This window comes from Azonexus sp. IMCC34839 (assembly GCF_047047955.1).
In the GTDB taxonomy this organism is placed as follows: domain Bacteria; phylum Pseudomonadota; class Gammaproteobacteria; order Burkholderiales; family Rhodocyclaceae; genus Azonexus.
In genome coordinates, this window is sequence record NZ_CP150631.1 from 1070642 (window position 1) to 1094759 (window position 24118).

At 61.3% G+C, this 24118-nt stretch carries 22 protein-coding genes and 8 tRNA genes; 16 read left to right on the plus strand and 14 right to left on the minus strand.

Annotation, left to right across the window (positions count from 1 at the left end):
* Positions 1-11 precede the first annotated feature (11 nt).
* From WIF35_RS05320 to WIF35_RS05345, 6 genes are all read right to left on the minus strand, one after another.
* Positions 12-689 carry a TetR/AcrR family transcriptional regulator gene (locus tag WIF35_RS05320; protein ID WP_412480530.1) on the minus strand — a complete coding sequence of 226 codons (678 nt, stop codon included), beginning with the start codon at positions 687-689 and terminating at the stop codon, positions 12-14.
* A 208-nt stretch (positions 690-897) separates the two neighbouring features.
* Entirely contained in the window at positions 898-1422 is a 525-nt protein-coding gene (locus WIF35_RS05325; protein ID WP_412480531.1) for a dihydrofolate reductase, read from the minus strand.
* Entirely contained in the window at positions 1401-1784 is a 384-nt protein-coding gene (locus WIF35_RS05330) for a dihydroneopterin aldolase (RefSeq protein WP_412480532.1), read from the minus strand. Before WIF35_RS05330 ends, WIF35_RS05325 begins: the two co-directional genes overlap by 22 nt.
* A 113-nt stretch (positions 1785-1897) precedes the next feature.
* A complete protein-coding gene (locus tag WIF35_RS05335; RefSeq protein WP_412480533.1) occupies positions 1898-2299 on the minus strand; it encodes a hypothetical protein in 402 nt (133 codons plus the stop codon).
* Between the two features lie 21 nt (positions 2300-2320).
* Complete coding sequence (locus WIF35_RS05340) at positions 2321-2545, minus strand: hypothetical protein (RefSeq protein WP_412480534.1); 225 nt, start codon at positions 2543-2545, stop codon at positions 2321-2323.
* A gap of 141 nt (positions 2546-2686) precedes the next feature.
* Entirely contained in the window at positions 2687-2887 is a 201-nt protein-coding gene (locus WIF35_RS05345) for a hypothetical protein (protein ID WP_412480535.1), read from the minus strand.
* Positions 2888-3272: 385 nt separating this feature from the next.
* Between WIF35_RS05345 and ccoN the strand changes: the two genes are divergently transcribed.
* The 7 genes from ccoN to WIF35_RS05380 all read left to right on the plus strand — a co-directional run bounded on the left by ccoN (position 3273) and on the right by WIF35_RS05380 (position 10242).
* Positions 3273-4697 carry a cytochrome-c oxidase, cbb3-type subunit I gene (gene ccoN, locus WIF35_RS05350; protein WP_412480536.1) on the plus strand — a complete coding sequence of 475 codons (1425 nt, stop codon included), beginning with the start codon at positions 3273-3275 and terminating at the stop codon, positions 4695-4697.
* 11 nt (positions 4698-4708) lie between these two features.
* Positions 4709-4888, plus strand: a complete 180-nt coding sequence (locus WIF35_RS05355; protein WP_412480537.1) for a cbb3-type cytochrome oxidase subunit 3 — start codon at positions 4709-4711, stop codon at positions 4886-4888.
* 200 nt (positions 4889-5088) lie between these two features.
* Entirely contained in the window at positions 5089-5613 is a 525-nt protein-coding gene (locus WIF35_RS05360) for an HD domain-containing protein (RefSeq protein ID WP_412480538.1), read from the plus strand.
* The gene (locus WIF35_RS05365; protein WP_412480539.1) at positions 5610-6302 is read left to right on the plus strand and encodes an HD domain-containing protein; all 693 of its coding nucleotides are present in this window, start codon (positions 5610-5612) and stop codon (positions 6300-6302) included. Before WIF35_RS05360 ends, WIF35_RS05365 begins: the two co-directional genes overlap by 4 nt.
* A 684-nt stretch (positions 6303-6986) precedes the next feature.
* A complete protein-coding gene (gene dinB, locus WIF35_RS05370; RefSeq protein WP_412480540.1) occupies positions 6987-8150 on the plus strand; it encodes a DNA polymerase IV in 1164 nt (387 codons plus the stop codon).
* Positions 8151-8223: 73 nt separating this feature from the next.
* Positions 8224-9060, plus strand: coding sequence for an AAA family ATPase (locus tag WIF35_RS05375; RefSeq protein ID WP_412480541.1), 837 nt, complete (start codon positions 8224-8226; stop codon positions 9058-9060).
* 9 nt (positions 9061-9069) lie between these two features.
* Entirely contained in the window at positions 9070-10242 is a 1173-nt protein-coding gene (locus tag WIF35_RS05380; RefSeq protein WP_412480542.1) for a vWA domain-containing protein, read from the plus strand.
* A 157-nt stretch (positions 10243-10399) separates the two neighbouring features.
* Here WIF35_RS05380 and WIF35_RS05385 read toward each other — a convergent pair.
* Positions 10400-10474 (minus strand) — tRNA-Val (locus tag WIF35_RS05385).
* 94 nt (positions 10475-10568) lie between these two features.
* Here WIF35_RS05385 and gltX point away from each other — a divergent pair.
* The 8 genes from gltX to WIF35_RS05425 all read left to right on the plus strand — a co-directional run bounded on the left by gltX (position 10569) and on the right by WIF35_RS05425 (position 14299).
* Positions 10569-11963, plus strand: a complete 1395-nt coding sequence (gltX, locus tag WIF35_RS05390) for a glutamate--tRNA ligase (protein WP_412480543.1) — start codon at positions 10569-10571, stop codon at positions 11961-11963.
* A 64-nt stretch (positions 11964-12027) separates the two neighbouring features.
* Positions 12028-12103, plus strand: a tRNA-Ala gene (locus tag WIF35_RS05395).
* Between the two features lie 24 nt (positions 12104-12127).
* Positions 12128-12203, plus strand: a tRNA-Glu gene (locus tag WIF35_RS05400).
* Positions 12204-12215: 12 nt separating this feature from the next.
* Positions 12216-12292, plus strand: a tRNA-Asp gene (locus WIF35_RS05405).
* Positions 12293-12369: 77 nt separating this feature from the next.
* Positions 12370-12445: transfer RNA gene (locus tag WIF35_RS05410), tRNA-Ala, on the plus strand.
* A 31-nt stretch (positions 12446-12476) separates the two neighbouring features.
* Positions 12477-12552, plus strand: a tRNA-Glu gene (locus WIF35_RS05415).
* A gap of 12 nt (positions 12553-12564) precedes the next feature.
* A tRNA-Asp gene (locus WIF35_RS05420) sits at positions 12565-12641 on the plus strand.
* Positions 12642-12760: 119 nt separating this feature from the next.
* A complete protein-coding gene (locus tag WIF35_RS05425) occupies positions 12761-14299 on the plus strand; it encodes a transglycosylase SLT domain-containing protein (protein WP_412480544.1) in 1539 nt (512 codons plus the stop codon).
* Between the two features lie 49 nt (positions 14300-14348).
* On the opposite strand, the gene WIF35_RS05430 is transcribed toward WIF35_RS05425, so the two are convergent.
* From WIF35_RS05430 to WIF35_RS05445, 4 genes are all read right to left on the minus strand, one after another.
* On the minus strand, positions 14349-16316 hold the full coding sequence (locus WIF35_RS05430; RefSeq protein ID WP_412480545.1) for a dipeptide ABC transporter ATP-binding protein: 1968 nt from the start codon (positions 16314-16316) through the stop codon (positions 14349-14351).
* On the minus strand, positions 16316-17689 hold the full coding sequence (locus tag WIF35_RS05435; RefSeq protein ID WP_412481217.1) for an ABC transporter permease: 1374 nt from the start codon (positions 17687-17689) through the stop codon (positions 16316-16318). The genes WIF35_RS05430 and WIF35_RS05435 overlap by 1 nt, the downstream gene beginning before the upstream one ends.
* Positions 17689-18666, minus strand: a complete 978-nt coding sequence (locus tag WIF35_RS05440; protein ID WP_412480546.1) for an ABC transporter permease — start codon at positions 18664-18666, stop codon at positions 17689-17691. Before WIF35_RS05440 ends, WIF35_RS05435 begins: the two co-directional genes overlap by 1 nt.
* Positions 18667-18805: 139 nt before the next feature.
* Positions 18806-18893, minus strand: a tRNA-Ser gene (locus WIF35_RS05445).
* Positions 18894-19054: 161 nt separating this feature from the next.
* Here WIF35_RS05445 and mltF point away from each other — a divergent pair.
* Entirely contained in the window at positions 19055-20347 is a 1293-nt protein-coding gene (gene mltF / locus WIF35_RS05450; protein ID WP_412481218.1) for a membrane-bound lytic murein transglycosylase MltF, read from the plus strand.
* A 55-nt stretch (positions 20348-20402) separates the two neighbouring features.
* On the opposite strand, the gene serS is transcribed toward mltF, so the two are convergent.
* From serS to WIF35_RS05465, 3 genes are read right to left on the minus strand one after another with little or no spacing between them, the layout of a single operon-like run.
* The gene (serS, locus tag WIF35_RS05455; RefSeq protein WP_412480547.1) at positions 20403-21689 is read right to left on the minus strand and encodes a serine--tRNA ligase; all 1287 of its coding nucleotides are present in this window, start codon (positions 21687-21689) and stop codon (positions 20403-20405) included.
* Positions 21690-21743: 54 nt separating this feature from the next.
* Positions 21744-22319: a DUF4126 domain-containing protein gene (locus WIF35_RS05460; protein WP_412480548.1), complete on the minus strand. Its 576-nt coding sequence runs from the start codon at positions 22317-22319 to the stop codon at positions 21744-21746.
* Positions 22319-23632 (minus strand): replication-associated recombination protein A, encoded by a 1314-nt coding sequence (locus WIF35_RS05465; protein ID WP_412480549.1) that lies wholly within the window; start codon positions 23630-23632, stop codon positions 22319-22321. Before WIF35_RS05465 ends, WIF35_RS05460 begins: the two co-directional genes overlap by 1 nt.
* Between the last annotated feature and the right edge of the window lie 486 nt (positions 23633-24118).

Sequence of the window (24118 nt, forward strand, 5' to 3'; positions counted from 1 at the left end):
TTTGCTGCTTTTTAGTTGTCCACCGCAGCAAATTGCGGCAAAGGCGCACGCAATCCACCGAGCAGGAAAGACATCAGGCGAGGCAACAGCCGATCGAGGCGATCGGTCGAATCCTCTGCCTCGATCTGCCAGTCGGTGACCAGGCGCAACGCGTCGGTCCCGGCGATGGCGTAGGAAGTCGCACCCAGCATGAAGTGAAAGCGCCAGACGATCTCGGCCTTGGGGACATCGGGCAGCGCCTTGAACAGTGCTTCCTTGTAACGCTCGACCACGGCGGCGTATTCGTGCGCCATGAAGGTGCGGATGAATTCGGAAGGATCGGTCAGCGTCCGACCCAGCAGGCGCAGGAATGTCACCCCGCCGCGCTGCTCATCGTCGGCCATGCGTAGCAGCGTGCCGAAAAAGCCATCGACGATCTGCGAAGGTTTCAGCGGCTTACCAGCAGCAGCCCCCTCCAATTCGTCCAGCACGCGCATGCGCTCCTCGTTCAGCCAATCCAGGCGGCGGCGAAACACCTCCTGCATCAGCGACTCCTTCGAACCGAAGTGATAATTGACGGCCGCCAGGTTGACCCCGGCCTCGCCGGTGATCTGGCGCATCGAGGTCCCTTCGTAGCCGTGCGCCATGAACAGGCGCTCGGCTGCATCGAGGATGCGCTCGCGCGTATCCGCATTACGGACTTCAGCCATACCCACCTCCTTAATTCATACGTTCGTTTGAATAATAGGAAAAACGTTGCACCCATGCAAGCGTTTTTTCATTCCGGGCCACATATGACTTGCGAATAGTCAGACTAGCGTTTAACCATTGAGTTCCAGTACGACGATTTACCTCTGCCATAGCAGAGACAATCCGATCGCATGCAATTTTTCGTTACAAGAAACAGAAACCCCCAGTCTACAGCCGCGTCGGATTTTCCTGCTCGTACTGCAAAAAGCGGCAGGCGACCTGACAGCCGGATTTTCTTTCCTGATAGGTTTCCGTCACATCGCTGACGACGCGCCACTGGCCGAGTGGGATTTCGGGAAAGAGGGTGTCGCCGGCGCATGGTAGGTCGATGCGGGTCAGGTAGAAGCGCTGGCAGTAGGGCCAGGCAGCTGCGTAGATGGAGGCACCGCCGATAACGAAGACAGGTTTGCCGGTGCGTTGGGCTGCCTTGATGCCCTCTTCGACCGAAGCGACGCGGGTGCAGCCGGGACGCAAGACGAGGTCGGCCTGGCGGGTGACAATGAACGAGTCCTCCGGCACCACATCCATCGATTCGTAGGTCAGCCGGCCGATGACCAACGCTGCACCGGCGACCGTGCGTTCGAAATAGGCCAGTTCTTCCGGAATGTCCCAGGGCAGCCAGCCGTCGAGGCCGAGCATGCCGTTGCTGGCCACGGCGCCGATGGCGGCGATCATGCCCGGCGCTTTTGCCATTGCTCGCGCGTCATCTGCAGGGCGATGGACGGCGTGCCCTGGCCGTTATAGACGTGCGGCTTGTGCATGGAGACAAATGCCGTGGTGACGATGGAAATGGAAAAGATGGCGTCCATGACTTCGAGAATGCTGGATTCCAGGCATTCGCAATGGTCGTTCTGTTCCAGCTTGCGGATGGCGAGGAAGATCACTTCGTAATCGACCACCTGTTTGATGTCGTGCGGATCGGCCACAGCATCGACCGGCGCCCAGGCATCGGCATGGACAACGACGGCCTGCGGCCCGTGCTTTTCCAACGGGTTGCAGCCGGTACGCAACTGGATGGTGAGATCGACCGAGGCACACCAGTGATTGGCCAGCAATTCAGACTCCTTGTGTTTTCGTTGGTGTCGTGGAGGTGCAACGATACCAGCGAGTTCCCGCCGGCAACAAAAAAGGCGCCAATGGCGCCCTCGATATTGTGACTGCCTTAGGCCTAGGCAGTCACGTTAACCACGGTTCCTGTCGCCTGACCATAAGCATTGACGACGGGGGTCGCAGGAGCAGCCGCTGGTGTAGATGCAGGCGCAGTGTTCTGCAGCACTTCCTTGATCTGACTCTGCAAGCCGCTGAACTGACTACTCAACTGGCTCCAACCTTTCATTTCGACGACGCCGCGTTGCGCCTCGGCAGCCTGTGAATTGGCCTGGGTAGACTCGACCCGCAGATTGCGCGCATTTTCCTGCGCCCTGGCTGCCTCCGATTCGGCCGCACGCGCCTGCGAAGCCAAGGCACGAGCCTTCACTTCAGCCTGTTCGGCATTACGCTGGGCCTGCTGCAACTGCATCTGGCCCCACGCAGCCCCGGTGGCGGATTGAGCGGATGAAACGGCGGCCATAAAAGCCCCTCGGACCCGAAATCAGGCCGTAACGTTGATCAACGTCCCGGTCGGCTGCCCCATTGCATTAACGACCGGACGAGCTTGCTGCTCTTCCGACTTCTTCTGCTCTGCAGCACGCTGTTCACGCTGGGCGGCCTGGGCCTGCTGCGCTTCCTGCGTCTGCCCTGCCTGCTGGCCCTGCGCACTTTGCAGGGAAGTGGAACTGTATGCGTTGAGAGTGGATGTCACTGATTCGATGGCCATTTATGTCCTCCGGAATTGAGTTTCCGACACACTAAATCTACACCATCTGCCGAAATTTGCCAGTCCTAAGTTTGTTCCTGGAAATATGAGAAAAACGAGCACTGCTTTGGGGCACCGACTTCACCAACAGTGCATTCAGCATCAGCAATGCACTCTCTTATTGGCAGCTCCACCGGTCAGGCAGGCATAACGTACGGGCAAGTCGCCAGGCAAGGCCCAGCCGAACAGCAGCTCTTCGGCATCGCCCAGAGAGGCGCCAGTCGACAACACGTATTCGGAGAGGCTGGCAAAAGCTGCCAGACGCATCCAGAACAGGGTTTCTTCGTTCATTGCGTTCGACATTTCCGTTCTCCTTGGCGTTTCGTCCGCTGGACGCCTTATTCCTTAGCCTTCCGACCAGGCAATGCGCCCAAGCGAATTTCGCCATCTATGGGTCAGTCACACGCGCAACCTGCATTGCGCGGCAAAAATCGGGATTTCTGCCATCGGCAACACGCAAGATGCAGACCAACCTGGTAAGAAGCACCAGGCTCTGCTCGCATCGATGAGGTCAACAACTTGCCAGACAGCCATGAGCTACCGGCCAACTCCCTTGTGCCATCGGCATTTTCGCCAAAAATATTGAGCCGCGGCGGGAACCAAAGCCTTTCTCGACTGCCCAAGCGGCCCTGCACGCCTAGGCCTGCCGTTGGCGCAATGCCGTCATTCAATCAACAGGGAAAGCTTCATGTCTGCAACGAAAACAACATACAACGACAAGGTCGTCCGGCAGTTTGCCGTGATGACCGTGATCTGGGGAATCGTCGGCATGCTGGTCGGCGTGATCATCGCGGCCCAGCTGGTGTGGCCGGAATTGAACGTCGGGCCGTACTTCCACTTCGGCCGCCTGCGCCCGCTGCACACCAATGCGGTGATCTTCGCCTTCGGTGGCTGCGCCCTGTTCGCCACCTCCTACTATGTCGTACAGCGCACCTGCCACACGCGGCTGTGGGGCGGTCCGCTGATCCCGCTGACCTTCTGGGGCTGGCAACTGGCCATCGTGCTGGCGGCCATCACGCTGCCGCTGGGCATGACCTCCGGCAAGGAATACGCCGAGCTGGAATGGCCGATCGACATCCTGATCGCCGTCGTCTGGGTCGCTTACGCCTTCGTCTTCTTCGGCACCATTGCCAAGCGTACGGTGACGCACATATACGTCGCCAACTGGTTCTACGGCGCCTTCATCATTGCCGTGGCGCTGCTGCACATCGTGAACAGCATGGAAGTGCCGGTCAGCCTGACCAAGTCCTACTCCATGTATTCCGGCGCGCAGGACGCCATGGTCCAGTGGTGGTACGGCCATAACGCCGTCGGCTTCTTCCTGACTGCCGGCTTCCTCGGCATGATGTATTACTTCGTACCCAAGCAGGCCGGGCGCCCGGTGTATTCCTACCGCCTGTCCATCGTGCACTTCTGGGCGCTGATCTTCACCTACATGTGGGCTGGCCCGCACCATCTGCACTACACCGCCCTGCCGGACTGGACGCAATCGGTCGGCATGGTCTTCTCGCTGATCCTGCTGGCGCCGTCGTGGGGCGGCATGATCAACGGCATCATGACCCTCTCCGGCGCCTGGCATAAGCTGCGCTCCGACCCGATCCTGAAGTTCCTGGTCACCTCGCTGTCCTTCTACGGCATGTCGACTTTCGAAGGCCCGATGATGGCCATCAAGTCGGTCAATGCCCTGTCGCACTACACCGACTGGACGGTCGGCCACGTGCACTCCGGCGCACTGGGCTGGGTCGCCATGGTTTCCATTGGCTCAATCTACTTCCTGTTGCCGCGCCTGTTCGGCCGCACCGAGATGTATCGCCCGGAACTGGTCACCGTGCACTTCTGGCTAGCCACCATCGGCACCGTGCTTTACATCGCCGCCATGTGGATTGCCGGCGTCATGCAGGGCCTGATGTGGCGCGCCATCAATACCGACGGTTCGCTCGCCTATGCCTTCGTCGAGGGCGTCAAGGGCTCCTACCCGTTCTGGGCCGTGCGCTGGATCGGCGGCATGTTGTTCCTGTCGGGCATGATCCTGATGGCCTACAACATGTTCCGCACCATCGCCGCCGGCAAGGTCGAGCCGGTCGCCGTACTGGCCCCGGCTGGCCATCACTGAGCGCCAAGCGCATGGAACTGGCCAATCTCCTCGCCTTCTACACGGTAGCGGCCTTTCTCGGCTTTCTGTCGATCTGTGCCTGGGCCTTCAGCGAATATCGGCGCCAGGCCTTCGACGAAGCGGCTCAACTCCCCTTCACCGACCCCGAGGAACAGGCTCGGCGACGCAAGGCGCTGATCCTGGGACGCTGAGTCCGGCAGACAAAACGACCACGGGGGCTTCGGCCCCCGTTTTTTTTCGCCCTCGTTTTTTGCCAAAAAAGCCGGTGCACCGCAGCAGTCGCCTTCTCTCAGCCGCATGAAGAACATTTCCGGCACCGTTACAGCGCACCTCCCGACTTCCAGCTAACATATCCGGTCTGACTCTTCCGTACGGAATCCCGACCCGCCTCATGAACAACCGGATCATCGCCGCCATCGCCTTCGCCGCCCACAAGCACCGGGACCAGCGGCGCAAGGACGAGGCCGCCTCGCCCTACATCAACCACCCGATCGCCCTCGCCAACGTGCTGACCAACGAGGCCGGGATCGATGACGAAGCAGTGCTGATCGGGGCCATCCTGCACGACACCGTCGAGGATACGGAAACCACCGAGCAAGAGCTGGTCGAAGCCTTCGGCCGCACAATCGCCGACATCGTCCTCGAAGTCACCGACGACAAGAACCTGCCCGCGGCCGACCGCAAGCGCCTGCAGATCGAGCACGCTGCGACGATCAGCCGCCCGGCCAAGCTGGTCAAACTGGCCGACAAGATCTGCAACCTGCGCGACATCGCCCATAGTCCGCCGGCAGGTTGGTCGCTGCAGCGCAAGCAGGAATATTTCGATTGGGCCAAGGCCGTCGTCGACAACCTGCGCGGCGCCCATCCCCAACTGGAGCGCCTGTTCGATCTGGCTTACGCTGCTAGGCCGCAATGACCCGCCCAATTCCTGCTGCGCCCTCGCCTCTGGTCAAGCGCGTTGCGGCGCATATCCGGCAGCGTTTCGCCGCTGAAAGCACCGGGCACGACTGGCACCACATCCGCCGCGTCTGGCAACTCTCCCGCCAGATTGCCGCCGCCGAGGGCGCTGATGTTGAAACCGCTGAACTCGCCGCCTTGGTGCATGACATCGCCGACTGGAAATTTCACGGTGGCGACGAGAGCATCGGCCCGCGCGAAGCCGAAAAACTGCTCGGCGAAGAAGGCGCCAATCCGGAAACCATCCGCCAGGTGGTCGACATCGTCCGGACGATTTCCTACAAAGGTGCCGGCGTCGCCACACCGATGCAGACGCTGGCCGGCCAATGTGTCCAGGATGCCGACCGGCTGGACGCCATCGGCGCCATCGGAATCGCCCGCTGCTTTGCCTACGGCGGCCACGCCGGCCGGCCGATCTACGATCCCGAGGAGGCGCCTGTCATGCACGCCACCGCCGAGGCATACAAAAGCGCCAAGGGACACAGCCTGAACCACTTCCACGAGAAGTTGCTGCTGCTCAAGGACCGCATGAACACCCGCACCGGTCGCAACCTGGCCGAGGAAAGGCATCGTTATCTGGAGGAGTTCGTCGAACGCTTCCTCGCCGAATGGCATTTCGGCGAATTGGTCGGCGAAGAGACAAAATAAAACGCCCAAAAGCATGAAGCCCATGCTTTTCATGCATGGGCTTCGCAAATCTTGGACCGAGGCACTTAGGCCTTGGTGTTCGGCTGACGCCGTTGGGTACTACCTGAACTGCTTTTCTATTTGCGGCGGACTTACACTCATGGTGCCTCCTTCTCGCTTTGCCTTCCTCTTCCACCCCATTACTGCTCGGGGTTCGATTTCAGAATACTCCTTTGCCGAACGATGTCCAGCGCTTTCAACGAAGGCCTCGCTGACTTGTGGCGAAAACGCCACGGCAGCAAGTTGACCGAAAAACGATGGGCTTGCCCGGTTCGCACTAACAGACCATCCGACCCCGCGCCCATCGCGCGCCTTGCTCGACCAGTCCATCAAGAACGTTTATCCACGGAATCTGTGGATAAGTCTGGGGAAGGCCACTGGGTGGGTGTTATAAGTCGCTGAGCCAACACACAAAGAACTCCGTCGCTCAAAATCTAGGCAAATCCATCAAACTCTTCGCCAAAGCCCACAAAAGCTGTATATTTATACAGCCATGATCATTCCCATCTCCCGCCTTCGCCTTACCTGTGGTCGCCTGAAACAGAGCGAACTCCACGTTGCGCCGGCCATTAGGAAGAATCAGGCATTGGCAGCCCGGCCAGCCAATAACACCTTTCATCGCCCAGTCCGGGTGGCCGTATTCGCATGAGCAACGTCGCAACCAGTTCCCGTGGCAAACGCCGCATTGCGCATCTCGACATGGATGCCTTCTTCGCTTCGGTAGAACTCCTGAGTTATCCGGAGTTGCGCGGCCATCCGGTGGTCGTGGGCGGGCGTAACGTGCATCAGCCCGTCATTCAGCCAGATGGCACGAAGCGCTTTGCCCGGCTGTGCGACTACGCCGGACGAGGCGTCGTGACGACATCGACTTATGAAGCCCGTGCCTTCGGGGTGTTCTCTGGGATGGGACTGATGAAGTCAGCCCAGTTGGCGCCCGACGCCATTCTGCTGCCCGCCAATTTCGAGGCTTACCGAGACTACTCCCTACGATTCAAAGCGGCCGTTGCGAACATTGCGCCACTGATCGAAGATCGCGGCATTGATGAAATCTACATCGATCTCACGGATATTCAGGAAGAGAGCCTGCCGCTCTCCCGTCGGATCAAACAGGCGGTATTCGACGCCACGGGGCTGACCTGCTCCATCGGCATCACCCCGAACAAACTGCTGTCGAAAATCTGTTCCGACCTGGAGAAGCCGGACGGCATCACGATACTCGGCATGGAAGATGTCGAGACCCGTATCTGGCCCCTGGCTGCCAAGAAGATCAACGGGATTGGCCCGAAGGCCAACGAACGCCTGGAGAAACTCGGCATTCAGACGGTCGGCCAGTTGGCAGCTGCGCCACTTGAACTCCTGGTAAGTCACTTCGGACGCAGCATGGGGCACTGGATGCACGAGGTCGCGCACGGTATCGACGAGCGACCGATAAAGACAAGCCGCGAGCCCAAGTCGATCAGCCGGGAAAGCACCTTCCAGCGTGATCTTCACGCCAAGCAAGACCGTGCCGAGCTTTCCGAGATATTCACCGGCATCTGCATTCGCGTCGCCGAAGACCTGAAGCGCAAGGACTATGTCGCCAAGACGATAGGCGTAAAAGTACGCTATGCCGACTTCCAGGCGGTGACGCGGGATTTCACGCTTGAGCTGCCGACTGCCGAAGGCATGACGATACGGCGGGCGGCCGGCGAGTGCCTGAAACGGATTCCGCTGGAAAAGCGGATACGTCTGCTGGGAGTTCGTGCCTCGACCTTGCTCCCGGCCGATGCGCTGAGCTTGCTGCCGGAACAAGGTCAGCTCGGCATTTAGACAATCCGGCCATTGGACGACTGCCGCTCATTTGCCGGACAATCCTCCCTATCCCCAGTCTTGAGAACGCTTCATGAAATTCGAAGGCACCGATACCTACGTTGCAACACGGGAACTGACGCTCGCGGTCAATGCGGCTCTAGTTCTTGAACGCCCCCTGCTGATCAAGGGCGAACCCGGCACCGGCAAGACCCTCCTGGCCGAAGAGGTCGCCCGCGCCCTCAACCGGCCGCTATTCCAGTGGCACGTGAAATCGACCACGAAGGCCCAGCAAGGGCTCTATGAGTACGATGCAGTTTCGCGCCTGCGCGACTCCCAGTTGGGCGATCCTCGGGTCAGCGACATCGGCAACTACATCGTTCCTGGCGTCCTCTGGCAGGCTTTTGAATACGAGGGCCCATCGGTGGTTTTGATCGACGAAATCGACAAGGCCGACATCGAGTTCCCCAATGACTTGCTACGCGAACTCGACCGCATGGAATTCCATTGCTACGAATTGCAGAAAACCCTGCGCGCCAAGCATCGTCCATTGATCATCATTACCTCGAACAACGAGAAGGAATTGCCCGACGCCTTCCTGCGTCGCTGTTTCTTCCATTACATCCGCTTCCCGGACAAAGAAACGATGCAGCGCATCGTGGCAGTGCATTTCCCGGTACTCAAGCAGGAGTTGTTGGAAGAAGCCTTGGAAGTCTTTTTTGGCCTACGTGACCTGCCCGGCCTCAAGAAAAAACCTTCCACCAGCGAACTGATCGACTGGCTGAAGCTACTTCTGGCCGAAGACATTCCGCCGGAAGTCCTGCGCGCCAATGAGGGAGAACGGATCATTCCGCCCATGCATGGAGCGCTCCTCAAAAATGAGCAGGATTTGCATCTTTTCGAGCGACTCGCCGGTCTGGTTCGCCGCTAGGACAAGCGCGTGCTGGTCGATTTTTTCCTCTTCCTGAAATCGAGGCAATTGCCGGTCTCGACCAAGGAGCTATTGGCGCTTCTGGAAGCCCTGGAGGCCAGGCTGGTCAGTGGCAGCCTGGATGATTTCTACCTACTCGCTCGCACCCTGCTGATCAAGGATGAAGCCCTGTACGACCGATTCGACCGTGCCTTCGGCGAGTATTTCAAGGGAATTGAATCCCTGCCCGGGCTGGATCTCGACATCCCGGAGGACTGGCTAAGATTGGCCGCCAAGCGCCATCTTTCGGAAGAAGAGCGCCTCAAACTACAGAAGCTGGGTTACGAGAAAGTATTCGAGGAACTGCGCGCCCGGCTGAAGGAACAGAAAGAGCGCCACAGTGGCGGCAACAAATGGATCGGCACCGCCGGCACGTCGCCCTTCGGGCATGGCGGCTACAACCCGGAAGGCGTACGAATCGGCGGCGATTCGGTAGGCAACCGGACGGCCATCAAGGTCTGGGAGGAACGCGACTTCAGAAACCTGGACGACAGCGTCGAGCTCAACGTGCGCAACATCAAGGTCGCCCTGCGCAAACTTCGCCGGTTTGCGCGCCAGGGTGCGGCAACCGAACTGGATTTGGACGGTACGATCGTTGGCACGGCACGCAACGGCGGGATGCTCGACCTGCACTTGAGACCGGAGCGGCACAACGCGGTCAAGGTTCTTCTTTTCCTCGATGTCGGGGGCTCGATGGACGATCACATTGAGCAATGCGAGGAGTTGTTCTCGGCAGCCCGAGCAGAATTCAAGCATCTGGAGCACTTCTATTTCCACAATTGTCCCTATGAATCCGTCTGGCGGGACAATCGGCGTCGCTACTCGGAAAAGACCGCAACCTGGGATGTGATCCATACCTATGGCCCAGACTACAAGTTGGTCTTTGTCGGCGATGCCAGCATGAGCCCCTATGAAATTGCCAGGCCTGGCGGAAGCGTCGAGCACTGGAACGAGGAATCCGGCGCCACATGGATGTCGCGCATGCTTTCCGTGTGGTCGCGTGCGGTTTGGCTGAACCCGCTAAAGGAAGCGCATTGGGAGTACACGCCTTCGATCCGGATGATTCGCGAATTGATGGGAAACCGAATGTACTCGCTGACGCTGAGCGGACTTGACCAGGCAATTCGGGTTTTGAGTCGATGACGTAGCATCATCACTTGCGCTCGGCTTTCCAGCAATGAGCGCAATCAGCATGCTTCACGAAGCAACGAAACGGCGTGCTCCAAACAAAAAACCCGCCGAGCCTTGCGCTGAGCGGGTTTATGTTTTCTTGTGAGGGCCAGCGCCAAGTTAATTTTGCTGGTGGGCGGTACTGGGATCGAACCAGTGACCCCTGCCGTGTGAAGGCAGTGCTCTACCGCTGAGCTAACCGCCCTCACAAGAGGCGCGCATTTAACCATAATCACATCCGCCGGTCAAACCCCGGTCGGCTAGAATATCGCCCTTTGCTTAAAACACTTTCGGATTCCATGAAGCCCGTTCGCACCCGTTTCGCCCCCAGCCCCACCGGTTTTCTCCATATCGGTGGCGCCCGCACCGCATTGTTCTCCTGGGCCTACGCCCGTCGCCACGGCGGCAAATTTATCCTGCGCATCGAGGACACCGATGTCGCACGCTCGACGCCTGAAGCCGTGCAGGCCATCCTCGACGGCATGGCCTGGCTGGATCTGACGCATGACGAAGGGCCTTTCTACCAGATGCAGCGCATGGATCGCTACAAGGAAGTGATCCAGCAAATGCTGGCGGCCGGTACCGCCTATTACTGCTACACCACCAAGGAAGAACTGGACGCCCTGCGCGCCGAGCAGGAAGCGCAGAAGATCAAGCCGCGTTACGACGGCCGTTGGCGCCCGGAAGAAGGCAAGCCCCTGCCGACGCCGCCGGCCGGCGTGCCGCCAGTCGTCCGCTTCAAGAACCCGAAGGGCGGCACGGTCGCCTGGGACGATGCCGTCAAGGGCCGCATCGAATTCGCCAACGAGGAACTGGACGACCTGATCATCGCCCGTGCCGATGGCACGCCGACCTACAATTTCTGCGTCTGCGTCGACGACTGGGACATGGGCATCACCCAGGTCATCCGCGGTGACGACCACGTCAACAACACGCCGCGCCAGATCAACATCCTGAAGGCGCTCGGCGCCGAAGTGCCGACCTACGCCCACCTGTCGATGATCCTCGGCGACGACGGCGCCAAGCTGTCGAAGCGCCATGGAGCCGTATCGGTCATGCAATACGAAGAGGATGGCTTCCTGCCCGAAGCGGTCATCAACTACCTGGCCCGCCTCGGCTGGTCGCATGGCGACGACGAAATCTTCTCGCGCCAGCAGTTGGTCGAGTGGTTCGACCTCGACCACATCACCGCCTCGGCCGCCCAGTTCAATACTGAAAAGCTGCTGTGGTTGAACCAGCACTACATGAAACAGACCCCACCGGCCGAACTGGCCGCCAAGGTGAAACAGCGCCTGGCAGCGCGTGGCGTCGATACCAGTCACGGTCCGGATCTGGAAAAAGCCGTCGCCCTCTACGTCGACCGCTGCAATACCCTGAACGTGCTAGCAGATGCCGTCGAAGTCTTCTACGTCCATGTCACGCCGCACGCCGACCTGCTGGCCCAGCACCTGAGCGACGAGGCGCGCCCGGCCTTGGCCGATTTCGCTGCCGGCATTGCCGACGTGGCCTGGGAAGCGCCGGCCATCAATGCACTGATCAAGGAAACCGTGACCAAACACGGCTTGAAGATGCCGAAACTGGCAATGCCCTTGCGTGTCATCCTGACCGGTCAGGCGCAAACGCCTTCGGTTGACGCGGTGATTGCCTTGATCGGTCGCGAGGGTGTTTTGGCAGCTTTGAAAAACAATCTCTAAAAAATCGCGAAAGGCCCTTTACAAGGCCCAAAGAGGTGCCTATAATGCGGCCTTCTTTCGCGGCGGGGGTATAGCTCAGCTGGGAGAGCGCTTGCATGGCATGCAAGAGGTCAGCGGTTCGATCCCGCTTACCTCCACCAAAGCGCGAAAGAAGAAACGTCCGGGTCCCCATCGTCTAGAGGCCTAGGACACCGCCCTTTCACGGCGGTAACCGGGGTTCGAATCCCCGTGGGGACGCCAAGGTTAAAGTGCGGAGTGGTAGTTCAGTCGGTTAGAATACCGGCCTGTCACGCCGGGGGTCGCGGGTTCGAGTCCCGTCCACTCCGCCAGTTAAATCCGGTTTATTCCGGTTTCGGTTGAGCAGCGCAAGCTGTTCGGTTGAAAGCAGTTCGGCTGTCTCTCAATTGGGGGTATAGCTCAGCTGGGAGAGCGCTTGCATGGCATGCAAGAGGTCAGCGGTTCGATCCCGCTTACCTCCACCAAGCAGCGAACTGCGACAGGTTGTAAGTCCGGGTCCCCATCGTCTAGAGGCCTAGGACACCGCCCTTTCACGGCGGTAACCGGGGTTCGAATCCCCGTGGGGACGCCAAGGTTTAAGCGCGGAGTGGTAGTTCAGTCGGTTAGAATACCGGCCTGTCACGCCGGGGGTCGCGGGTTCGAGTCCCGTCCACTCCGCCAACTCTAAAAAAACCAGCTTCGGCTGGTTTTTTTTCGCCCGCAGTTTCCCGGGGCTGAACTACGACCTAAGGTATAATTTACGTTTTTAGTCGACCCCGTTCGTGCCAGGAGCCAAACTCATGCAGCATCGCAACGTTCTGTCGCTTGTCCGCTATCTGGTTGGTGCAAGTCTCGGTTTTTCAGCGTTGACCCTGTCCGCTACCGCTTCCGCCGATGCCGGTGAAAAGTTTCCCCTCCTCTCGCTGCTGATTCCTTCCTCGGCTCAACCGGCCGCCGCACCCAGCATCGAGGATAAGCTGACCGTACATGAAATCCGCACAGCCCCGCAACCGAAAGCCACCATCGATCTGACCGCCGCGCCGGACGATCTTTGGGAGCGCATTCGCAATGGCTTTGCGATGACCAACCTGAACGACGATCTGGTGCTCTATTACCAGCAGTGGTACCAGAGCCGGCCGGATGCCCTGCGCCGCATGGTCGAGCGCAGCCGCCCCTACCTGCATCACATCGTCGAGGAACTGGAAGCGCGCGGCATGCCGACCGAACTGGCCCTGCTGCCGATGGTGGAAAGCTCGTTCAACCCGATGGCCTACTCGCGCGCCCACGCGGCCGGCCTGTGGCAGTTCATTCCGGCGACCGGCAAGCGCTTCAACCTGGAACAGAATTGGTGGCAGGACCAGCGCCGCGACGTCATCGCCTCGACCGGCGCCGCCCTCGATTACCTGCAGACCATCTACGACATGCACGGCGACTGGCATCTCGCGCTTGCCTCCTACAACTGGGGCGAAGGCGCCGTGAAACGCGCGGTCGAGAAAAACGAGGCACGCGGCCTACCGACCGACTATCCCAGCTTGCGCATGCCGAACGAAACCCGGCATTACGTCCCCAAACTGCAGGCACTGAAAAACATCTTCGGCAACGCGACCCTGGTCGCCCAACTCGGCCTGCCGGGCATTCCCAACCGTCCCTACTTCGCCACGCTGGAAACCCCTCGCCCGATGGACGTGAAGACCGCCGCCCGCCTGGCCAACATGCCGGTCGAGGAATTCCAGCGCCTGAACCCCTCGCACAATCGCCCGATCATCAAGCCGGACACGGCACTGGTGATTCCGGCCGACAAGGTCGAGACCTTCAACGAAAACCTGCAGAACACGCAGACCCCGCTGACCCAATGGCAGGCCTACACGTTGAAATCGTCCGATCGCCTGGACCAGTTGGCCAAGCAGTTCGACATTTCGGTTGGCGAACTAGCCCGCGCCAATGGCCTGCCGGAAAAGGCCCGCCTAGCCGCCGGCACCACCCTGCTCGTACCGGGCGGCGGCAATGGCGACAATCTCGCCCCGCTGCTCAACGCTCAGGCCCCGGCTCAGTTCATCCAGGCCGAACCGCAAGCCCGTCCGTGCAAGCCGGCCAAGAAGGGCAAGGTGGCTGCCTGCGCCAAGCCCGCTGCGGAACCCGCACTGGCCAGCGGTAGCAAGAATGGCAAGGACAAAACCGTCGCCAAGGCTGGCGGCAAGGACAGCAAGTCCGCCAAGGCAAGCACTGCCACCAAGTCAGCCAAAGCCGCTCACGACAAACCGAGCAAATCGGCGAGTGCTACGACCAGTAAGGCAGCGCCTTCGAAGGTGGCCAAATCGTCGAACAATCGGCGCGGTTAATTCCCAGCTTAATTGAACATCAACGGCGCGTCATCGACGCGCCGTTTTTTCATGCGAAATGGCAGTGCACCGCATGGGTCGCCGACACCGTCGTTGCTGCCGGGTAGGCGGTGCGGCATTGCTCGCTGGCTTTCGGACAACGCGGGTGGAAATGGCAGCCGGCCGGCGGCTTGGCTGGCGATGGCGTTTCGCCGGCCAGACGAATGACTTCGCCGTTGCCTTCGAGGCGCGGCGCAGGCACAGCGGAAAGCAGGGCCTGCGTGTAGGGATGACGTGGCTGGGCGAGGACTTCTTCCGCCCTGCCCTGCTCGACGATGCGTCCGAGGTACATCACCGCCACGTCGTGCGCCAGATATTCGACGACGCCGAAATTGTGCGTGATGAACAGGTAGGCGACACCCAACTCGGCCTGCAGCTTCTTTAGCAGATTGAGGATTTGCGCTTGCACCGACACATCGAGGGCGGAGGTCGGCTCATCGCAGATCAGCAGTTCCGGCTGCACCGCCAGGGCGCGAGCAATGGCGATGCGCTGGCGCTGGCCGCCGGAGAATTCGTGCGGGTAACGCCCGGCGGCATCAGCCGGCAGGCCGACTTGCTGCAACAGCGCGGCGATGGCTTCATCAGGGGAATGACCGTCTATGCCCAGCGCCCACATGCCTTCGGCGATGATCTCGCCGACGCGCAGGCGGGGGTTCAACGAAGCAAACGGGTCCTGGAAAACCATCTGCATGTGCCGCCGCGCCGCGCGTAGCCGCTTTCCCTTGAGGCCGACCAATTGCTGGCCGCCCAAGCGCACGCTGCCGTCGGTCGGCGCGATCAACTGCAACAGCGCCTTGCCGGCCGTCGTCTTGCCGCAGCCGGATTCGCCGACCAGCGCCAGCGTCCGCCCCGGCGACAGGCTGAGCGATACGCCATCCACCGCGCGCACATGACCAACCGTGCGTTGCAGGATGCCTTTGCGAATCGGGAAATGCACCTGCAAGGCTTCCACGTCGAGGAACGCGCGGGCCGGCGGCAGATCGAGTTCGGTCACGGCGTGACGCATCGTGCTATCCAGCGTCGCCTCGCCCTGCCAATGGCAGCGGACCTTGGCCTCACCCGCGGCATCACGCCAATCAGGCGAATGCGCCTGGCAGAGGGGCATGACATGGGCGCAACGGGCGGCAAAGCGACACCCCGGCGGCATCGCCGCCAGCGACGGCACCTGGCCGGGAATGGTGGCGAGCGGCAAGCCGCGCCGCCCGACTTCGGGCAAGGCAGCGAACAGGGCTTGCGTGTACGGATGCGCGGGACGCCTGAAGAAGGTTTCGCGTTCAGCCACTTCGACCAGCTCGCCGGCGTACATGACGCCGATGCGATGCGCCATGCGGGCGACGACGCCGAGGTCGTGCGTGATCAGCAAGATCGCCATGCCGCGCTCGGCTTGCAATCGGGCCAGCAGATCGAGGATTTGCGCCTGCACGGTGACATCGAGCGCGGTGGTCGGCTCGTCGGCGATCAACAGGTCCGGCTCGCCGGCCAGGGCGATGGCGATCATCACGCGCTGCTTCATGCCGCCGGAGAGCTGGAAGGGGTATTCGTCGAGCCGCCGCTCAGGGTCGGCGATGCCGACCTGGCGCAGCAGGTCGAGCATGCGTTCGCGGGCAGGCGCGCCGCGCAGCTTGAGGTGGCGGTCGAGCACTTCGCCGATCTGCTGGCCTACCGTCAACACCGGGTTGAGGCTGGTGGCGGGCTCCTGGAAGATCATCGCCATGCGCCGGCCGCGATAGGCGCGCATGTCGGCTTCCGGCAAGTCGAGCAGGTCGACGCCATCAAGCCGGATCGAGCCGCCCAAAATGCGCCCGGCCGCCGGCAAGAGGCGCATGATGCCCTGCGCCGTGGCCGATTTGCCGCAGCCGGATTCACCGAGCAGGGCGAAGGTTTCACCTCGGGAAATCGCGAAGGAAATTCCGTCCACCGCAGCCAGGGCGGTTTTGCCGGCGACGAAGCCGAGGCGGAGGTTGTCGACCTGCAACATCAGGCGCTCCTCGGATCGAAAGCGTCGCGCACGGCATCGGCGAACAGGTTGGCGGCGAGCACCAGCACGAACATGGCGCTGAAAGCGGCGGCCAGCGACCACCAGACGACCGGCTCGCGCCCTAGCTCCATGCGCGCATTGTTGATCATGGTGCCGAAGCTGGTCATGGTCGGATCGACGCCGATGCCGACATACGACAGCACGGCTTCGGCCAGCACGAGGCCGGAGAAGTCCATCACCACCGAAATGATCACGATATGCATCAGGTTGGGCAGGATGTGGCGCACGATGATGCGGCCGCTCGACACGCCGAAGGCTTGAGCCGCCTGGATGTATTCCAGTTCGCGCAGCTTCAGCGTTTCGCCGCGCAGCAGGCGGCACAGGCCGGTCCAGCTCGTCATGCCGAGAATGAAACACAGGGCCAGCAGGCGCAGGTCGGCGCGCTCGGCGGCGGTGGAGAACCATTGCGGATGGGTGTCGATGATCACCTGCATCATCAGCACCGATGCCGCGATCAGCAACACGCCGGGAATCGAATTGAGCACGGTGTAAACATACTGAATCAGGTCATCGACCCAGCCGCGGAAATAACCGGCAACGATGCCGAGCAGCACCGCCATCGGCAACATGACCAGCGTGGTGACTAGACCGATGATCAGGCCGGTGCGCACGCTCTTCAGCACCTGATAAAGCACATCCTGCCCGACCTTGTCGGTGCCGAAGACGTGATACTGGCCGGCAAGCATCAGCAGCGGCACGCCAATCAGCAACAGCGCCAGCAAGGTGCCGAGCACGGCATCCCAGGCGAAATCGGCGCTTTCGGTTTTTGCCCTTTTTTGCCCGTGCACCGCAGCAGTGACCCAACCCGCCACCGCCAGCCAGGCGAGGAAGCCCAGCACCGCGCCACGGAAAGCGGTGAAGCCGACATCGGCCCAACGTTCGCCCTCGCGCTCACCCAAATGCTGGCCGCCGAATTTGAGGCGCGGAAACTCGCGCACCGTCTGCCCGTCGATCTCCATCGTTTCCTTGGCGTAAAGCCGGGTGGCAAACGGTTCGGAATAGGTTTTCTCGTTACGCGTGCGCAAGGGCGCGGCGATGGCGTCGAGCGCCGACAACACCTCGACCGCATACTGCGCCTTCTGCCCCGGCTTGCCGTCGAGCTTGACCCGGTAATGCATGGAGTCGAGCAGGCCGACGGCGATGAAAACGAGCAGCACGGTGGCCGAGGCCATGCCCACCCGATTGGCCCCGACGCGACGCCAGGCCGAAAGCAAGGGCGGGCTGCGCCTTACGGTGAGCGCCAGGCCGACGCCGGCGGCGACGAGCAGCCAGACCAGCACATCCGACCAGAGAACAACGATCTCGAAGCCCATCATTCGAACCGTATCCTCGGATCGACCAGCGTGTAGGAAATATCGGTCAGGATCAGCCCGACGATGTAGAGCACCGAGCCGATGAAGACCATCGAGCGCACCACGGCGAAATCCTGCGCGTTGATGGCATCGATGGTATAGCTGCCCAGCCCCGGAATGCCGAAGAAGGATTCGGTGAGCAGAGAACCCATGAAGAGCAGCGGAATGACCACGACGACACCGGTCAGGATGGGAATCATCGCGTTGCGCAGAATGTGGCGGAAGAAGACCAGGGTTTCCGGCAAGCCCTTGGCGCGTGCCGTGCGCACGTAGTCCTTGCTCACTTCTTCAAGAAAGATCGTGCGATACCAGCGCGTCGAGGAGCCGATGCCGGAAATCACGCCGATCAGCACCGGCAGAATCAGGAAGCGCGCCGCGTCCAGCCCGTCACCAAAGCCGGAAATCGGCACCAGCCGCCAGACCTTGCTGATCAGATACTGGCCGCCAATGATGTAGAACAGGCCAGAAATGGACATCATCGCCACGCAAAGCACGACGCCCCAGAAATCGAAGGCGGTGGCGCGGAAGAAAGCGAGCGTCAAGGCGAAAACCACCGTGACGAACAGCCCGAGCACGAAAGTCGGCAAGGCAATGGCCAGCGACGGCCCCATGCGCGCGCCAATCTCGCGGGCAATGTCGCGCCCATCCTCGGCCCGGCCGAAATCGCCGACGAACATGCGGGCGGATTTCTGGAAGAAGATGGTGTCGGTGAGCTGGCTGCTGCCCTCTGCCGCTTCGTTCAGAAAGAGCGGCTTGTCGTAGCCGCGCTCGGCCTTCCACTTGGCGATGGCCTCGGGCGTCACGCGCTTCACCCCCAACTGCATGCGCGCCATGTCGTCCGGCGTGTTCACGACGAAGAACAAGGCGAAGGTAATGAGGTTCACCCCGATCAGGATCGGGATGGCGTAGAGCAGGCGACGGAGGATGTAAGCGAGCATTGCCCGGATTATGCCAAGAGCCGCGGACCTTGGGGCAGCGATTTGCCGCCCGGTTCTTGATCCGGCGATTGTGGGTTACAATGCGCGCCGAAACAAAAAAGCCCGTGAAATCACGGGCTTAATTTTTGCAACTGCTGAGTGGCGGAGAGGGAGGGATTCGAACCCTCGGTACCTTGCAGTACGCCTGATTTCGAATCAGGTACATTCGACCACTCTGCCACCTCTCCGCGGGACCGAGATAATAGCACAAACGATACGCTGGATAGAACGACTCTTACTGCTAATTGCGTGTTTTTTTATCGCAAGCTGCGGTGACTGGCTTCGCCTGCCGCTCCCCTTCCCGACGCCGGGTCAGCACGACCTGGTCGTCCTGACCCGCCCCGGCCCGCTGACCTACCAGCAGGAAGACGGCGAAAACGGCAGCACCACCGGCCTGGAGCACGACCTGATCGAAGCCTTCGCCCAGGAACTCGGCGTCGGCGTCGAATACGTCGTGGTCGGTCCGGACGAACTGGAAAGCAGCATCGCCAGGGGGCGCTATCACCTGGCCGCGGCCTGGCTGTCGCCGGGCAACAACCCCGGCGTGCAGGCCACCCCGGCCATTTTCCAGAGCCGCGACATGCTGATGCAGCACGAAGCCTCGCTGCCGCTCGAAGACTTGAGCAGCCTGGCCGACAAGACCGTGCACGTCATGGCCGGCTCACGCCAGGCGGCGACCATGCGCCGACTGGCCAAGGAAGTCGCCAATCTGCGCGTGGTCGAAGTCGGCTCCGGCGACGTGCTCGACCTGATCGAGTCGCTCGGCAACCGTGAAGTCGATTACGTCGCCATCGACCAGAACATCGAGGAAATCGCCAACCAGTTCACGCCCTACGTGCATAGCACGCTGACCCTGAGCGAACCGGAACCCATCGTCTGGCTGCTCGGCCCCAGCCCTAACCCGGAACTGGCCGAAAAAGCCCGCGCCTTCGCCGAACGCGTCCAGCACGACGGCACGCTGGCCAAGCTGGAAGACCGTTACTTCGGCCACGTCCGCCGCCTGAACCAGGCCGACGTCACCAAGTTCCTCGGCCAGATCGAGACCACGCTGCCCAAGCTGCGCCGCTACTTCCAGGACGCCCAAACCGTCACCGGCATCGACTGGCGCCTGGTTGCGGCCGTGGCCTACCATGAGTCGCATTGGGATGCGAACGCCACCAGCTTCACCGGCGTGCGCGGCATCATGATGCTCACCGAGGAAACCGCCGACCGCTTGGGCGTCAGCAACCGACTGAACCCGCGCGAAAGTATCCTGGCCGGCGCCCGCTACATCAACATGCTCAAGGACAACCTGCCGGATGAAGTGCAGGAGCCCGACCGCACCTGGCTGGCACTCGCTGCCTACAACATCGGCCCCGGCCATTTCAATGCGGCGCGCACCCTCGCCCAGCAAATGAATGCCGACGGCAACGCCTGGTTCGAGATGAAGCGCATCCTGCCGCTGCTCTCCAAGCCCTCGGTTTATCAGCGCCTGAAAGCTGGCCGCGCCCGCGGTGGCGAGGCGGTGATTCTGGTCGAGAACATCCGCAGCTACTACGACATCCTCGTGCGCAACGAGGAACGCTACCTCGCCGTCTCCAGCCGAATGGAAGGCATGGTCGGCATGCAGGGCGACGGCCCCGGCCTCAAATTGAAGAAATAAGGGGCAACAAAAAAGCCAGGCACTGCCTGGCTTTTTGCTATCGCGGTGCGGCGTTTCAGACTGCCGGCGTCAGCACTTCCAGACCGCCCATGTAGGGGCGCAGGGCCGCCGGAATGACCACACTGCCATCGGCCTGCTGGTTATTCTCCAGAATGGCGACCAGCGTGCGGCCCACGGCCAGGCCGGAACCGTTCAGCGTGTGGCACAGCTCCGGCTTGTTCTTCTCGTTGCGGAAGCGAGCCTGCATACGACGGGCCTGGAAGCTGCCGAAATTGGAGCATGATGAAATCTCGCGATAGGTATCCTGCGCCGGCAGCCAGACTTCGAGATCGTAGGTCTTGGCGGCGGAGAAGCCCATGTCGCCCGAGCACAGCACGACGCGGCGATACGGCAGTTCCAGCGCTTCGAGGATGGCTTCGGCGTGGCCGGTCAGCTCTTCATGCGCAGCGGCGGATTGATCGGGATGAACGATCTGCACCAACTCGACCTTGTCGAACTGGTGCTGGCGGATCATGCCGCGCACGTCGCGGCCGCCGGAACCAGCTTCGGAACGGAAGCACGGCGTATGGCAGACGAGCTTCAGCGGCAGCACTTCGGCAGCGAGGATTTCGTCGCGCACGATGTTGGTCACCGGCACTTCGGCGGTCGGGATCAGGTAGAGCGGATCTTGGTCGCCGCGCAGCACCTTGAACAGGTCTTCCTCGAACTTCGGCAGCTGGCCGGTGCCCATCAGGCTGGCGGCATTGACCAAGTACGGCGCATAGACCTCGGTGTAGCCATGCTTGCTGGTGTGCGTGTCGAGCATGAACTGGGCGAGCGCACGATGCAGGCGGGCGATACCGCCCTTGAGCAGCGAGAAACGCGCGCCGGAAATCTTGGCGGCGGTGGCGAAATCGAGCTGCCCCAAGCCTTCGCCGATGTCGGTGTGGTCCTTGACGGCGAAGTCGAAGGTCTTCGGCGTGCCCCAGCGCTTCATTTCGACGTTGGCGGTTTCATCGGCACCGACCGGCACAGACTCGTCCGGAATGTTCGGCAGCGTGGCCAGGATGGCGTTGAACTTCTCCAGCAATTCGCCGAGGCGGGCTTCGGAAGCCTTCAGTTCGTCGCCCAGCGCGCCCACCTGCGCCATCACTTCGGAAGCATCCTTGCCCTGCCCCTTCAACATGCCGATCTGCTTGGACAGGCTGTTGCGCTGCGCTTGCAGATCCTGGGTGCGGGTTTGCAGCGTCTTGCGCTCGTTTTCCAGCGCCGTGAATTCGGTGAAGTCGATCGGCTTGCCGCGCTTGGCCAGGCCAGCGGCAACGGCGTCGAGATTGGAGCGAAGTTGTTGGATGTCGAGCATGGTTTTTCCTGTTTTTAGGCAGTGCACCGCAGCAGGCGGCCGCAAAACGCGCAATTATACGCGACGCAACACCCGAGCCACGAAGCCCCAGACCTTGTAGAGAACAAATCCGGCAAGCAGCAGAAAGACCACCAGCAAGCCAAGAAAGAGCGCCGGCGCGGCGAGCAGCAGCCACACGCCGCCCAAGACCAGGCCATCCTCGCCGAATGAGGCCAGCCAGTTGGAGAACGGCTCGGGCGAAGCGTTGATGGCCAGCCGGCTACCCGCCTTGGCGAAATGGGTGCCAGCCGTGATGGTGCCGCCCAACAGACCGGCGGCGACCGTCCACGCCGGATCGACCTCGCCGATCGCGAAAGCCGCCAGCATGGCCCCGCCCGGAATGCGAATGAAGGTCTGGAAGCTGTCCCACAGCGAATCGAACACCGGCACCTTGTCGGCGACCAGTTCAGCCAAGGCCAACAACCCCGCCACACCGATGACCAGCGGGTGCTGCAGTACGGCGAGGGTATGCGGCAAATGCAGGTAGCCAAAATGGCTCAGCAGGCCGGCCAAGAAAACCACGAGGTAAAGACGTAGCCCGCTGGCCCAGGCCAGCCCAGAAGAAAGCGCAATGGTCTGGACGATGTCCACTAGCGCTTGCCGGCCTTGCGATCCAGCTCGCGCAAATGGGCGAGTTTCTCGCCGATCTTGCCTTCCAGCCCGCGCGGGGTCGGCTCGTACCAATGCGGCTCGGCCATGCCGTCCGGCAGGTAGGTTTCGCCGGCGGCGTAGGCTTCCGGCTCGTCGTGGGCGTAGCGGTATTCCTTGCCGTAGCCGAGTTCCTTCATCAGCTTGGTTGGCGCGTTGCGCAGATGCACCGGCACCGGCCGAGAACCGTCCTGCTTCACGAAAGCCCGAGCCGCGTTGTAGGCGCTGTAACCGGCGTTCGACTTGGCGGCGACGGCCAGGTAGATCACCGCCTGCGCCAAGGCCAGCTCGCCTTCGGGCGAGCCCAGCCGCTCGTAGGTTTCGGCCGCATCGTTGGCCACCTGCATGGCACGCGGGTCGGCTAGGCCGATGTCTTCCCAGGCCATGCGGATGATGCGTCGCGCCAGGTAGCGCGGGTCGGCGCCGCCATCGAGCATGCGGCAGAACCAGTAGAGCGCGCCGTCCGGACTGGAGCCGCGCACCGACTTGTGCAGGGCCGAAATCTGGTCGTAGAAAGCGTCGCCGCCCTTGTCGAAACGGCGCAGATTCTGCGCCATGGTTTCTTCGATAAATTGCCCGTGCACCGCAGCAAGGCCCGCCGTATGCGCCGCCGTGCGCACCTGTTCGAGTAGATTGAGCAAACGCCGCGCATCGCCGTCAGCCAGGCCAATCAGCCGCCCGCGCGCATCGTCGTCGAATTGCAGATCGGCCAAGGCCCGGTCGCGTGCCCGGTCGAACAACTGCCCCATCTCGTTTTCGTCGAGCGACTTCAGCACATAGACCGAAGCCCGCGACAGCAAGGCCGAATTCACCTCGAAGGATGGATTCTCGGTGGTGGCGCCGATGAAGGTGAACAAGCCGCTCTCGACAAAGGGCAGAAAGCCATCCTGCTGCGCCTTGTTGAAACGGTGGATTTCATCGACGAAGAGAATGGTCCGCTTGCCCTGCGCCCGCCACATCTCGGCCTGCGCCACCGCCTCGCGCACCTCCTTGATGCCGGAAAAGACCGCCGACAGCGCGATGAACTCGCAGTTGAACTGCGTCGCCATCATCCGCGCCAGCGTCGTCTTGCCGACGCCCGGCGGCCCCCACAGGATCATCGAATGCGGCTGACCGGACTCGAAGGCCAGACGAAGCGGCTTGCCCGGCCCGAGCAGATGCTGCTGGCCGATCACCTCGTCCGGGTTCTGCGGACGCAGCTGCTCGGCCAACGGTGCATTGGTATCGACGGGATTTTGAGAAAACAGATCGCTCAACGGAATTCCTCATGCGACGGCTCATATGCCGCCGAAACAATGCCGAAGTGTACTGCCGGCCGGCGGCATCCCAAAATCAAACATGATCCATCGGCGAAACCACGCCCCGCCCGCCACATCGCACCCGGTTGCAAAATGCGACAGAAAGCCTGTCACTGCGCTCGTTCCATCTCACGTTTGTGGTGCAAACCATGAAAGCGAATAAACGCCTTTACCCGTTGGACATAAGCCCATTCCGCACCTAAGATGTAATGCTGAATGCGTATCGCATCCACCGCTTGCTCCAAGAGTTTCGGAGCACGATCAGGAGAAATAGTGGCTATGTCCGGTTTCATGGCGACAAAATACTGTACGAATAAACAGTTATTTGCCGAAAACCCTTGCCGGGCAAGTCAAATTTGCTGTCCTGTCCGCCAACTTATTGGACAGGTTTCCGAATTAGGCGTCAGTTTTGACGTCTACTAATGAAATGGACTCCCCCTCCCG

Coding starts and splice junctions, on each gene's coding strand:
- ccoN (WP_412480536.1), top strand. CDS start 3,273: ATGTCTGCAACGAAAACAACATACAACGACAAGGTCGTCCGGCAGTTT.
- serS (WP_412480547.1), bottom strand. CDS start 21,689: ATGCTCGACATCCAACAACTTCGCTCCAATCTCGACGCCGTTGCCGCT.
- dinB (WP_412480540.1), top strand. CDS start 6,987: ATGAGCAACGTCGCAACCAGTTCCCGTGGCAAACGCCGCATTGCGCAT.
- WIF35_RS05375 (WP_412480541.1), top strand. CDS start 8,224: ATGAAATTCGAAGGCACCGATACCTACGTTGCAACACGGGAACTGACG.
- WIF35_RS05335 (WP_412480533.1), bottom strand. CDS start 2,299: ATGGCCGCCGTTTCATCCGCTCAATCCGCCACCGGGGCTGCGTGGGGC.
- WIF35_RS05360 (WP_412480538.1), top strand. CDS start 5,089: ATGAACAACCGGATCATCGCCGCCATCGCCTTCGCCGCCCACAAGCAC.
- gltX (WP_412480543.1), top strand. CDS start 10,569: ATGAAGCCCGTTCGCACCCGTTTCGCCCCCAGCCCCACCGGTTTTCTC.
- WIF35_RS05325 (WP_412480531.1), bottom strand. CDS start 1,422: ATGGCAAAAGCGCCGGGCATGATCGCCGCCATCGGCGCCGTGGCCAGC.
- WIF35_RS05435 (WP_412481217.1), bottom strand. CDS start 17,689: ATGGGCTTCGAGATCGTTGTTCTCTGGTCGGATGTGCTGGTCTGGCTG.
- WIF35_RS05340 (WP_412480534.1), bottom strand. CDS start 2,545: ATGGCCATCGAATCAGTGACATCCACTCTCAACGCATACAGTTCCACT.
- WIF35_RS05355 (WP_412480537.1), top strand. CDS start 4,709: ATGGAACTGGCCAATCTCCTCGCCTTCTACACGGTAGCGGCCTTTCTC.
- WIF35_RS05425 (WP_412480544.1), top strand. CDS start 12,761: ATGCAGCATCGCAACGTTCTGTCGCTTGTCCGCTATCTGGTTGGTGCA.
- WIF35_RS05430 (WP_412480545.1), bottom strand. CDS start 16,316: ATGTTGCAGGTCGACAACCTCCGCCTCGGCTTCGTCGCCGGCAAAACC.
- WIF35_RS05345 (WP_412480535.1), bottom strand. CDS start 2,887: ATGTCGAACGCAATGAACGAAGAAACCCTGTTCTGGATGCGTCTGGCA.
- WIF35_RS05440 (WP_412480546.1), bottom strand. CDS start 18,666: ATGCTCGCTTACATCCTCCGTCGCCTGCTCTACGCCATCCCGATCCTG.
- WIF35_RS05320 (WP_412480530.1), bottom strand. CDS start 689: ATGGCTGAAGTCCGTAATGCGGATACGCGCGAGCGCATCCTCGATGCA.
- WIF35_RS05365 (WP_412480539.1), top strand. CDS start 5,610: ATGACCCGCCCAATTCCTGCTGCGCCCTCGCCTCTGGTCAAGCGCGTT.